Annotated in this window: 10 protein-coding genes; 7 read left to right on the top strand and 3 right to left on the bottom strand. The window is 70.0% G+C overall.

From position 1 onward, the window contains the following. Window positions 1-50: 50 nt before the first annotated feature. A complete protein-coding gene (lexA, locus tag LNW73_RS07590) occupies window positions 51-821 on the bottom strand; it encodes a transcriptional repressor LexA (RefSeq protein WP_138357304.1) in 771 nt (256 codons plus the stop codon). A gap of 561 nt (window positions 822-1,382) precedes the next feature. Between lexA and nrdR the strand changes: the two genes are divergently transcribed. The 4 genes from nrdR to LNW73_RS07570 all read left to right on the top strand — a co-directional run bounded on the left by nrdR (window position 1,383) and on the right by LNW73_RS07570 (window position 6,835). After that, window positions 1,383-1,895 carry a transcriptional regulator NrdR gene (gene nrdR / locus LNW73_RS07585; RefSeq protein WP_138357303.1) on the top strand — a complete coding sequence of 171 codons (513 nt, stop codon included), beginning with the start codon at window positions 1,383-1,385 and terminating at the stop codon, window positions 1,893-1,895. A 133-nt stretch (window positions 1,896-2,028) separates the two neighbouring features. Beyond that, a complete protein-coding gene (locus LNW73_RS07580) occupies window positions 2,029-4,923 on the top strand; it encodes a vitamin B12-dependent ribonucleotide reductase (protein WP_250989419.1) in 2,895 nt (964 codons plus the stop codon). Between the two features lie 239 nt (window positions 4,924-5,162). Beyond that, window positions 5,163-5,945, top strand: coding sequence for an MBL fold metallo-hydrolase (locus LNW73_RS07575; protein ID WP_250989418.1), 783 nt, complete (start codon window positions 5,163-5,165; stop codon window positions 5,943-5,945). After that, the gene (locus LNW73_RS07570; RefSeq protein WP_250989417.1) at window positions 5,942-6,835 is read left to right on the top strand and encodes an arylamine N-acetyltransferase family protein; all 894 of its coding nucleotides are present in this window, start codon (window positions 5,942-5,944) and stop codon (window positions 6,833-6,835) included. Before LNW73_RS07575 ends, LNW73_RS07570 begins: the two co-directional genes overlap by 4 nt. Before the next feature lie 55 nt (window positions 6,836-6,890). Here the strand turns inward: LNW73_RS07570 and LNW73_RS07565 are convergent, their stop codons facing one another. Next, window positions 6,891-7,295, bottom strand: a complete 405-nt coding sequence (locus LNW73_RS07565) for a VOC family protein (RefSeq protein WP_250989416.1) — start codon at window positions 7,293-7,295, stop codon at window positions 6,891-6,893. An 86-nt stretch (window positions 7,296-7,381) separates the two neighbouring features. Here LNW73_RS07565 and LNW73_RS07560 point away from each other — a divergent pair, with 86 nt between their 5' ends. The 3 genes from LNW73_RS07560 (at window position 7,382) to LNW73_RS07550 (ending at window position 9,727) form a co-directional block, all read left to right on the top strand. Then, window positions 7,382-7,990 carry a YdbC family protein gene (locus LNW73_RS07560; RefSeq protein ID WP_250989415.1) on the top strand — a complete coding sequence of 203 codons (609 nt, stop codon included), beginning with the start codon at window positions 7,382-7,384 and terminating at the stop codon, window positions 7,988-7,990. Between the two features lie 97 nt (window positions 7,991-8,087). Beyond that, window positions 8,088-8,756 carry a histidine phosphatase family protein gene (locus tag LNW73_RS07555; protein WP_250989414.1) on the top strand — a complete coding sequence of 223 codons (669 nt, stop codon included), beginning with the start codon at window positions 8,088-8,090 and terminating at the stop codon, window positions 8,754-8,756. 56 nt (window positions 8,757-8,812) lie between these two features. Continuing rightward, entirely contained in the window at window positions 8,813-9,727 is a 915-nt protein-coding gene (locus LNW73_RS07550) for an ADP-ribosylglycohydrolase family protein (RefSeq protein WP_250989413.1), read from the top strand. Window positions 9,728-9,794: 67 nt separating this feature from the next. Here the strand turns inward: LNW73_RS07550 and LNW73_RS07545 are convergent, their stop codons facing one another. Next, a complete protein-coding gene (locus LNW73_RS07545; RefSeq protein ID WP_250989412.1) occupies window positions 9,795-11,342 on the bottom strand; it encodes an MFS transporter in 1,548 nt (515 codons plus the stop codon). Window positions 11,343-11,400 lie beyond the last annotated feature (58 nt).

The raw sequence follows: 11,400 nt of genomic DNA, 5'->3' as shown, positions 1-11,400 counted from the left end.
GGGCCCCGGAACCGGCGCAGAGGTTCCGGGGCCCGGTCGGGAGGGGTCGTTCAGACCCGGCGCAGTACCGCCACCACCTTGCCGAGGATCGTCGCCTCGTCACCGGGGATGGGCTGGTAAGCGGCATTGTGCGGGAGCAGCCAGACATGGCCGTCCTCGCGCTTGAAGCGCTTGACGGTCGCCTCGCCGTCGAGCATGGCGGCGACGATGTCGCCGTTCTCGGCGACGGGCTGACGGCGGACGGTGACCCAGTCCCCGTCGACGATGGCGGCCTCGATCATCGAGTCGCCGACCACCTTGAGGACGAACAACTCGCCGTCACCCACCAGCTGGCGGGGAAGCGGGAAGACGTCCTCGACCGATTCCTCGGCGAGGATCGGACCGCCGGCGGCGATCCGGCCGACGAGCGGCACGTACGACGCGGACGGCTTGCCGGTGGTGTCGGTCGGCTGCGAGTGCGTGGCGTCGGAGCCGCGGACCTCGTAGGCGCGCGGGCGGTGCGGGTCGCGGCGCAGGAATCCCTTGCGCTCCAGTGCCATCAGCTGATGGGCGACCGAGGAGGTGCTGGACAGCCCGACGGCCTGGCCGATCTCCCGCATGGACGGCGGGTAGCCACGGCGCTGGACCGAATCGCGGATCACTTCGATGACCCGGCGCTGACGGTCGGTGAGGCCGGAGCTGTCCGCGCGGATCCCGGGCGGCCGGCCGGGGAGCGAGCGGGTGGGCTTGGGCGTTTCGTCGTTCATCGCATCCATCGGGCTGAGCCGATCCTGGGAGCGGTCCTGGGCGGTCAATGCTGCGGTGTCTGCGGTGGTGGTCACGGCGGCCCCTCTCGAGATGTTCTCCCTGTGACAGACGCTTCGCAGACTGCCCGGCGGCAAGGTCTCCACGTCCTACGACCGCACCAAGTGCGCGCGGTCGGCCCGCTCAGCTGTCGCGGACAGTTAGTACAACGGTAGTGGGTTTCGAAAGGTTGCGCCAAACACACGTTCGAGTGAAATTTTGTAAATCACCTGACGTGATCAAGGTATCGGGTGTATTGGCCGAACGGTCATTCGATTCCCTGTGGGGGCCGGGATCGCCGGCGGGCCGCGCCCCCAGTGTCGCACCGTCGTCCGCCCGCCACGCCGAGGCGCGGCGTCGCGTAAGCTCCGACGCGCCGCGCCGCCGCGACACGCGGAATGTCGGGCTTGGGGCTCTGGCACCAGATCTAGTGGTTAAGTATGTGCCAGCCACCCACCAGTAGTGGTCCCGGTGGGTCAACCCCTCAGGGGATCGCCTATGCTTGGGGCTGTTCCCAGGGGTTGAGACCAGACCCCGGGAGCGTCATCGTCGTGCGCTCAGCCGCCGGTACGGGCTGAATGAAGGAGGGGATAGGGAACATGCACTGCCCCTTCTGCAGACACCCCGACAGTCGTGTGGTCGACAGCCGCACCACGGACGACGGCACCTCGATCCGGCGCCGTCGGCAGTGCCCCGACTGCGGCCGCCGCTTCACCACGGTGGAGACGGCGTCCCTGATGGTGATCAAGCGCAGCGGCGTCACGGAACCTTTCAGCAGGAACAAGGTCATCGCGGGCGTCCGCAAGGCGTGCCAGGGCCGCCCCGTCACAGAGGACGCGCTCGCCCAGCTCGGGCAGCGGGTCGAGGAGGCGGTCAGGGCGACCGGCAGTGCCGAGCTCTCGACCCACGACGTCGGTCTGGCCATACTCGGCCCCCTGCAGGATCTCGACCTGGTCGCGTACCTGCGCTTCGCCTCGGTCTACCGGGCCTTCGACTCGCTCGAGGACTTCGAGGCCGCCATCGTCGAGCTGCGCGAGCAGCTCCCACCCACGAACCTTCGCGGGCTCGACGAGGACCTCGGGGTCCCCGCGCCCGCCCCCGCCGCTGACTGACCGAGCGACGGCCGATCAGCGGCAGTACCCACAGATTTGCCGAGGCGCGCTGCGCCGAGGCGTAGGACAACGAACCGTGCGGCGGGATGATCCGCGCACTTCTAGGCGTTTTGCCTGTATTGGGAGGCGGCACATGACTGAGACGACGAACGGCGCGGCACGAGGATCCCGGACCAAGGGATCCAAGGGTGGCAAGGGCCTGCGGATCGAACGCATCCACACCACCCCGGGCGTGCACCCGTACGACGAGGTGGTCTGGCAGCACCGCGACGTCGTCATGACCAACTGGCGCGACGGCTCGATCAACTTCGAGCAGCGTGGCGTCGAGTTCCCCGACTCCTGGTCGGTGAACGCGGTCAACATCGTCACCAGCAAGTACTTCCGCGGTGCGGTCGGCAGCCCGACCCGCGAGTCGAGCCTGAAGCAGCTCATCGACCGCGTGGTGAAGTCCTACCGCAAGGGCGGCGAGGACCACGGGTACTTCGCCTCCCCGGCCGACGCGGAGATCTTCGACCACGAGCTGACCTACGCCCTGCTGCACCAGGTGTTCAGCTTCAACTCGCCGGTCTGGTTCAACGTCGGTACCGCCCAGCCGCAGCAGGTCTCCGCCTGCTTCATCCTCTCCGTCGACGACTCGATGGACTCGATCCTGGACTGGTACAAGGAAGAGGGGATGATCTTCAAGGGCGGCTCGGGCGCCGGCCTGAACCTCTCCCGCATCCGCTCCTCCAAGGAGCTGCTCTCCTCCGGTGGCAACGCTTCCGGCCCGGTCTCCTTCATGCGCGGCGCCGACGCGTCCGCCGGCACCATCAAGTCGGGCGGCGCCACCCGCCGCGCCGCCAAGATGGTCGTCCTGGACGTCGACCACCCGGACGTCGAGGCCTTCATCGAGACCAAGGTGAAGGAGGAGGAGAAGATCCGCGCCCTGCGCGACGCGGGCTTCGACATGGACCTGGGCGGCGACGACATCACGTCCGTCCAGTACCAGAACGCCAACAACAGCGTCCGCGTGAACGACGAGTTCATGAACGCCGTCGAGAGCGGCTCGAAGTTCGGCCTGCGCGCCCGGATGACCGGCGAGATCATCGAAGAGGTCGACGCCAAGTCCCTCTTCACCAAGATGGCCGAAGCCGCCTGGGCCTGCGCCGACCCCGGCATCCAGTACGACGACACCATCAACCACTGGCACACCTCGCCGGAGACGGGCCGCATCACCGCCTCCAACCCGTGCAGCGAGTACATGCACCTGGACAACTCGTCCTGCAACCTCGCCTCGCTGAACCTCATGAAGTTCCTGCGTGACGACGACAAGGGCAACCAGTCGTTCGACGCGGACCGCTTCGCGAAGGTCGTCGAGCTGGTCATCACCGCGATGGACATCTCCATCTGCTTCGCCGACTTCCCCACCGAGAAGATCGGCGAGACCACCCGCGCCTTCCGCCAGCTCGGCATCGGCTACGCCAACCTCGGCGCCCTGCTGATGGCCACCGGCCACGCGTACGACAGCGACGGCGGCCGCGCGCTCGCCGGCGCCATCACCTCGCTGATGACCGGCACCTCGTACAAGCGGTCCGCCGAGCTCGCCGCGGTCGTCGGCCCGTACGACGGCTACGCCCGCAACGCCGACGCCCACAAGCGCGTCATGAAGCAGCACTCGGACGCCAACGCGGTGGCCAAGCGCACCGACGACCTGGACGTCCCGGTCTGGGCCGCGGCCACCGAGGCCTGGCAGGACGTGCTCCGCCTCGGCGAGAAGAACGGTTTCCGTAACGCGCAGGCCTCCGTGCTCGCGCCGACCGGCACCATCGGCCTGATGATGGACTGCGACACCACGGGCGTCGAGCCCGACCTGGCGCTCGTCAAGTTCAAGAAGCTCGTCGGCGGCGGCTCCATGCAGATCGTCAACGGCACCGTCCCGCAGGCGCTGCGCCGCCTCGGCTACCAGCCGGAGCAGGTCGACGCGATCGTCGCCCACATCGGCGAGCACGGAAACGTGGTCGACGCCCCGGCGCTCAAGACCGAGCACTACTCGGTCTTCGACTGCGCCATGGGCGAGCGGTCGATCTCGGCCATGGGCCACGTGCGCATGATGGCGGCGGCCCAGCCGTTCCTGTCCGGCGCGATCAGCAAGACGGTCAACGTGCCCGAGACGGCCACCGTCGAGCAGATCGAAGAGGTCTACTTCGAGGGCTGGAAGCTCGGCCTGAAGGCGCTCGCGATCTACCGCGACAACTGCAAGGTTGGCCAGCCGCTCTCCGCGAAGAAGAAGGAGCCGGTCGCCGAGGTCGTCGTCCCGGCCGAGGTGCAGAAGGTCGTCGAGTACCGCCCGGTCCGCAAGCGCCTCCCGAAGGGCCGTCCGGGGATCACCACCTCGTTCACCGTCGGCGGCGCCGAGGGCTACATGACCGCCAACTCCTACCCGGACGACGGTCTGGGCGAGGTCTTCCTCAAGATGTCCAAGCAGGGTTCGACCCTCGCGGGCATGATGGACGCCTTCTCCATCGCGGTGTCGGTGGGCATGCAGTACGGCGTGCCGCTGGAGACCTACGTCTCCAAGTTCACCAACATGCGCTTCGAGCCGGCCGGTCTGACCGACGACCCGGACGTGCGGATGGCGCAGTCGATCGTCGACTACATCTTCCGCCGCCTGGCGCTGGACTTCCTGCCGTTCGAGACCCGCTCCGCGCTCGGCATCCACTCGGCCGGCGAGCGTCAGCGCCACCTCGACACCGGCTCCTACGAGCCGGGCGACGACGATGTGGACGTCGAGGGCCTGGCCCAGTCCGCACCGCGCCAGGTGGAGGCTCCCGCGCCGAAGGCGGCGCCGAAGCCGGTCGCCGTCGCCAAGCCGGAGAGCCCGGCCGCCGTGCCGGCCCCGAAGCAGGCGCACAACTCCACGGAGCTGCTGGAGATCCAGCTCGGTCTCAACGCCGACGCCCCGCTCTGCTTCTCCTGCGGCACGAAGATGCGCCGGGCGGGCAGCTGCTACCTGTGCGAGGGCTGCGGCTCGACCAGCGGCTGCAGCTGATCGTGCGCGCGCCGCGGGTGTGAACCGCGGGTGAGGAAGTGAGAGGTCCGGTGCCGACGGGAGTCGGCGCCGGACCTTTTCCGTGCCGGGGGTGACGGGTTCGGCGTCCGCGTCCTGGCCGGGAATAGCTGTGATCTTGGCGGACTTGTCATCGGTGAAGACACGGGGGCGGTGTCGCGGGCGGGGTGCCCGTACGGTGTGCTGCCCACCGTTTCCGCTGATGACAGGGGGTAGTTGCGATGACCGAGCTGGACATCCATTACGTGGGCGGGCCGACCGCGGTGATCGGGATCGGGGGTCTGCGGCTGCTCACCGACCCGACGTTCGACGCGCCGGGGGAGTACCCGATGGGCAACCGGGCGCTGGTGAAGACCACCGGCCCCGCGGTCGCCGCGGACGCGGTCGGGGCCGTCGACGCCGTGCTGCTCTCGCACGACCAGCACCCGGACAACCTCGACACCTCGGGGCGGGCGTACCTCGCGAGTGTGCCGCTGACCCTGTCCACCGGTTCGGCGCTGGGGCGGATCGGCGGAAACGTCACCGCACTGCCGAACTGGGAGCACACCGAGCTGACCCGCCCCGACGGGGGAACCCTGCGCATCACCGGGGTGCCGGCGCAGTACGGGCCGGACGGCAGTGAGCCCGTCGTCGGCGAGGTCACCGGCTTCGTTCTCTCGGGCGAGGGGCTGCCGACGGTCTACGTGAGCGGGGACAACGCGTCACTGAAGGTCGTACAAGACATCGCGGAGCGGTTCGGGCCGTTCGATGTCGCGGTGCTGTTCGCCGGTGCCGCGCAGACCCCGCTGCTTCCGGGCGCCGATCTGACGCTCGGCAGCGTCCACGCCGCCGAGGCGGCGGAGATCCTCGGCGCGCGGCAGGTCGTACCGCTGCACTTCGAGCACTGGGGGCACTTCACGCAGAACGGCGACACCCTCGTGGACGCCTTCGAGCGGGCGGGGATCAGCGACCGCCTGCATCTGCTGAAGCCCGGGGAGCGCTTCGAGTCCGGGACCGCCCGATGACGGCGACCCCGGCGGGGCCGGTGGCGGAGCGGGAGTCAGCGGCTGGATCCGGTGCGGAGTCCGTCTGGAGCGGTGACCAGCTCGACCTGGACGCCTATCTGGCGCGGATCGGGTACACAGGCGGTCTGGACCCGACGGCGGAGACGCTGCGGGGACTGCACCGCGCGCACACCGCCGCGATTCCGTTCGAGAACCTGGAAGTCGCGCTGGAGCGCGAGGTCCGCCTCGACCTGGACAGCGTGCAGCGCAAGCTCGTCACGGAGCGCCGCGGCGGCTACTGCTACGAACAGAACTCCCTCTTCGCCGCGGTGCTCGAACGGCTGGGCTTCGTCTTCACGGCGCACGGCGCCAGGGTCCGTACGGCCGGCCCGACGCTGCGGCCCATCACGCACGTCCTGCTGCGGGTCGTCGTGGACGGCGCGGAATGGATCGCGGACACCGGCTTCGGCGGCCCGGGAACGCTGGAGCCGGTCGAGGTGCGGGTGGGCACCCCGACGTGGCAGGGCGGCTGGGCCTACGAGGTCGCCGAGGAAGCGGGCGGCGTGCGCGTGCTGCGCTCGCTCGGCGCGCGGGGCTGGTCGGACCTGTACGCGTTCGCGCCGAATCCGCTGTACCCGGTGGACGTCGTCATCCTGAACCACTTCACGTCGACGCACCCGCTGTCCCGGTTCACCGGCCAGCTCGTGGTGCAGCGGGTGACACCGCAGGCGCGGTACTCCCTGGTGCGGGACGAGCTGACGGTGACGCGCGCGGGTGCGGCGGACGGCGCGGAGGAGCGGCGGAAGATACCGGCAGGGGAACTGGCCGAGGTGCTGGAGAGCACCTTCGGCCTCGTCCTCGCCGCCGCCGACACCGAACGGCTGGGACGCCTGCACGATCCGGCCCGCTAGAGGTACGGGTCAGGAGCGGGACACGGTCCGCCTCAGCCGTGCACCGCGGCTCGCCTCAGTAGGACTGCAACTCGACGAGGGTCCCGTCCGGCGTGCGCAGGTGCGCCGTACGGAGGCCGGGTCCCCAGGCCGGCCGGTCCTGGGGATCCGCGACGATCTCGGCGCCGTGCGCGACGAGGCACGGCGCGGCGTCGTCCACGCTGTCCACCCGGAAGACGAGCATCGAGGCGTCCTGCCCGGCGGGCCGGGCCGGCAGGGCCCCGGTGCCGACCACCGCCGCGACGGCGGCGCGGGAGAACAGGACGAGGACACCCTCGCCGTTCAGGTCCCAGTTGGCGTATCCGGCCTCCGGGATGACCTTCACGGGCTCGATGCCCAGGAGGTCACGGAGCGCGGCGGTCCAGAATTCGGCGGCGGTGGCGAAGTCCTCCACCAGGAGGCGGGGATGGATAGCGTCCATGGATCGATCCTATTCGCCACCCCGGCAGGGGAATTGAGCGGGTGAGCGGGCGCGGGAGGGGCCCTCGTCGGACTTAGGATGGCGCGGTGCTGGTGAAGTGGATTCGCTGTGGGGTCGTGGACCGGGCGGGGTTCGAACGGGGGCAGCGGAAGTGGGCGGGGCTGCGGGGACAGCCGGGATTCCGGGGACAGGGCGGCGGCTGGAGCCGCGCGCAGCCGGGCGTGGCGCACCTTTTCGCGTTCTGGGACAGCAGGGCGGCGTACGAGGCCTTCATGACGGGCGGCGCGCACGACCAGCTCGCGGGGTCGCAGGCCGATTCGTACGAGAACCTCGGGGTGCTGCTCTTCGAGCACCTGATGGACGTGCGGGTGGGCTTCGAGGCGCGCTTCGCCGACGTCGATCTGCTGCGTGTCGCGCATTCGAGGGTGCGGCCAGGACGCGGCGAGCACTTCATCGAGATGCAGAAGAAGGTGTGGAACCCGGCGATGGCCGGGTCGCCCGGACTGCTGCGCGGGGCCTTCGCCGAGGGGTCGGACAGCGACTTCCTGGTGCTGTCCCTGTGGATCTCGGCGAACGAGCGCGGCAAGTACCGCCCCGCCGCGATGACGAGGCTGGGGGAGCGCACCGAGCTGGAGGCCGATGTGGTCTCGGTGGCAGGCGACGTCGTGGACATCGTGCAGGCGTGGACGGTGTGACGGGGCCGCCGCCGGCCGGGAGCGCCCTGGGGGGCGCGTCGGCCGCGGAGGCCGTACCGGCGCGCCCGGGCTCCGTCCCGGGAATAGGCTGATCAGTATGGGCAGACCTCGCCACATCGTGCTGATCCGGCACGGAGAGTCTCAGGGCAATGCCGACGACACCATCTACCAGAGGGTGCCGGACCATGCTCTTGAGCTCACCGCGACCGGTCGCCGCCAGGCCGCGTCCGCGGGGGAGAACCTGCGGGCGCTGTTCGGCGACGAGCCGGTCCAGGCGTTCGTGTCGCCCTACCGCCGCACCTGGCAGACCTTCCGCGGGCTGGACCTCGACCCGTCGCTGACCCACGCGATGGAGGAGCCCCGGCTCCGGGAGCAGGACTGGGGGAACTGGCAGGACGTCGAGGACGTGCAGCGGCAGCGCAAGGCCAGGGACGCCTACGGGCACTTCTTCTACCGCTTCGCGCAGGGCGAGTCCGGGGCCGATGTGTACGACCGGGTGGGTGCGTTCCTGGAGACCCTCTACCGGGCCTTCGACAAGCCGGACTTCCCGCCGAACGTCCTGCTGGTCACCCATGGACTGACCATGCGGCTGTTCTGCATGCGGTGGTTCCACTGGACGGTTGAGGAGTTCGAGTCGCTGTCCAACCCGGGCAACGCCGAGAGCCGCACCCTGCTCATCGGACCCTCCGGCCGCTACACCCTCGACCGCCCGTTCGCGCGGTGGCGGTTTCCCGACCCCCTGGTGGACGAAGGAATCCGCAGGTGAGTTTGCGCACAGGGTGATTGACCGGGATCAGGCACGATGTCAGAGTTTCCGACGCGATGACCGCTCACCCTGTTGACTCCGAAAACACCTCCCGCGCCCTGGCAAGTCTGCGCGGGCTGGCCGTCGGCGATGCCCTCGGCTCCCAGTTCTTCGTCCCTTCCAACTACCAGGCCCTCCAGAACGGCGGGCTGCCGCCCGGTGTCTGGCAGTGGACCGACGACACCGAGATGGCCTGCTCCGTGCTGGCCGTGCTGGCCGCCCACGGCCGCATCGACCAGGACGCCCTGGCGATGTCCTTCGCGGAGCACCATGACTTCGACCGCGGCTACGGCCCGGCCGTGAACCGCATGCTGCGCCTCATCCGGCAGGAGGGCGCCGACTGGCGTGAGCTGGCCGCGGGCCTGTTCAACGGCCAGGGCTCGTGGGGCAACGGCGCCGCCATGCGGGTCGCCCCGCTGGGCGCCTGGTACGCGGGCGACGCCGAGCAGGCGACGCACCAGGCCGAGATCTCGGCGTACACCACCCACCAGCACCGTGAGGCCGTGGTCGGCGCGATGGCCGTCGCGGCCATGGCGGCGCTGGTCGCCGACCCGGACGGCCCGAAGGACCCCTCGGCGCTGCTCGGCGCGGTGCTGGACCTGGTGCCGACCAGCGCGGTGAAGGCCGGCATACGGCGGGCGCGCGACATGCTCGACTACGCGGACGTGGCGACGGTGGCGGCGGTGCTCGGCTGCGGCCGGCGCACCAGCGCGCACGACACCGTGCCGTTCGCGCTGTGGTCGGCGGCCCGGCACCTGGACGACTACCAGCAGGCGTTCTGGACGACGGCCAAGGCGGGCGGTGACGTCGACACCACCTGCGCGATCGTCGGCGGGATCATCGCCTCACGGCCGACCGGGCAGCCGCCGGCCGAGTGGCTGGAGCGCACCGAACCGCTTCCGCCGTGGGTCGCGGCGCCCACGGAGGCCTGAGACCCGGTGGACCGCGTAAGCCCACTGCCGCTCGGCCGCCCGCACCGGGCCGGGCGGCGGCGTGGCGTCAGGCCGCCGGCGCGGCGGACTTCCCGCTGAGCGCTTCCAGGTCGCTCTTGCGCACCCGCACCACGAACAGCGCGGTCAGCACCGCCAGGACGACGAAGCCGACGGCGGCCATGAAGGCCGTGGATATGCCCTGGGAGAGGACGTCGTGCCCCCAGGGGGCGGGCAGCTCATGGGTCTTCGCGAACTCGGCCTTCTGCTGCGGGGTGGCCTTGGCGAGGAAGTCCGGCAGCTGGTCGCCGAACTCGTTCCGGCTCGCCGTGCCGAAGACGGTGACCAGGATCGACAGCCCGAGCGAGCCACCGACCTGCTGGGTGGCGTTGAGGAGCCCGGACGCGGCGCCCGCCTCGTGCTGGGCCACCCCGGAGACGGCGGTCAAGGTGAGCGTCACGAAGTTCAGCCCCATGCCGAAGCCGAAGAGCACCATGGGGCCGAGCACCCCGCCGGGATAGCCGCTGCCCGGCTCGAGCCGGGTGAGCCAGGCCATGCCGGCGCCGGTCAGCAGGGTGCCGGTGACCAGGAACGGTTTCGGACCGAGCACGGGCAGCAGTCGCGTCGAGAGGCCGGCACCGGTCACGATCGCGACGGTGATCGGGAGGAACGCGAGGCCGGAGTCGATCGGGCTGTAGCCGAGGACGTTCTGCACGAAGAGGACGATGAAGAAGAACATGCCGAACATCGCCGCGGCCAGACTCAGCATGATCACGTAGGTGCCGGAGCGGTTGCGGTCGGCGAACATCCGCAGCGGCGTGATCGGATCGGCGGCCCGCCGCTCGACCACCACGAACAGGGTCAGCAGCACGACGGCCGCCCCGAAGGCGGCGAGCGTCACCGAATCCTTCCAGCCGGAGTCGGCGGCCCGGATGAAGCCGTACACGAGCGACGCCATTCCGCCCGTGGAGGTGATGGCGCCGAGAATGTCGAAGCGCCCGGTCTGCCGGTCGGACTCGTTGATGAACAGCGGTGCGAGGAAGGCGATCAGCAGGCCGATGGGCACATTGACGAAGAGCACCCAGCGCCAGTCGAGCCATTGGGTGAGCATGCCGCCGGCGAGCAGGCCGATGGCGCCGCCGCCCGCGGAGACGGCGGCGAACACGCCGAACGCCCGGTTGCGTTCCGGGCCTTCGGGAAACGTGCTGGTGATCAGGGCCAGTGAGGTGGGTGAGGCGATGGCGCCGCCGACGCCCTGCAGCGAGCGGGCCGCGAGCAGCTGCCAGGGTTCCTGGGCGAAGCCGCCGAGCAGGGACGCGAGCGAGAACAGCAGGATGCCGAAGACGAACACCCGACGCCGGCCGAGGATGTCGCCCGCCCGGCCGCCGAGCAGCAACAGGCCGCCGAAGGTGAGGGTGTAGGCGTTGAGCACCCAGGACAGATCTGTGGTGGAGAAGGACAGTGCGTCCTTGATGTGGGGAAGTGCGATGTTCACAATCGTGGCATCGAGGACCACCATGAGCTGACAGGCGGCGATGACTGCGAGAGCGATACCGGGTCGTCCCTCGCGCCGGGCGGTGCCGGGCGGACGCGATACGTGTACTTGAGAGGTCGTCACAGGTGATCCCCCATCGGTGATTTAGTGAACGACACCGTTCACTATATGCTTCAACGGA

The organism is Streptomyces sp. RKAG337, assembly GCF_023701715.1.
GTDB lineage: Bacteria > Actinomycetota > Actinomycetes > Streptomycetales > Streptomycetaceae > Actinacidiphila.
The sequence above is the reverse complement of the archived record's forward strand: the minus strand, read 5'-3'. Positions and strand labels throughout refer to the sequence as shown.

Bases quoted from the DNA above. Each gene is read 5' to 3' on its own strand.
- nrdR (WP_138357303.1), top strand. From the start codon at position 1,383: ATGCACTGCCCCTTCTGCAGACACCCCGACAGTCGTGTGGTCGACAGC.
- LNW73_RS07580 (WP_250989419.1), top strand. From the start codon at position 2,029: ATGACTGAGACGACGAACGGCGCGGCACGAGGATCCCGGACCAAGGGA.
- LNW73_RS07575 (WP_250989418.1), top strand. From the start codon at position 5,163: ATGACCGAGCTGGACATCCATTACGTGGGCGGGCCGACCGCGGTGATC.
- LNW73_RS07570 (WP_250989417.1), top strand. From the start codon at position 5,942: ATGACGGCGACCCCGGCGGGGCCGGTGGCGGAGCGGGAGTCAGCGGCT.
- LNW73_RS07565 (WP_250989416.1), bottom strand. From the start codon at position 7,295: ATGGACGCTATCCATCCCCGCCTCCTGGTGGAGGACTTCGCCACCGCC.
- LNW73_RS07555 (WP_250989414.1), top strand. From the start codon at position 8,088: ATGGGCAGACCTCGCCACATCGTGCTGATCCGGCACGGAGAGTCTCAG.
- LNW73_RS07550 (WP_250989413.1), top strand. From the start codon at position 8,813: ATGACCGCTCACCCTGTTGACTCCGAAAACACCTCCCGCGCCCTGGCA.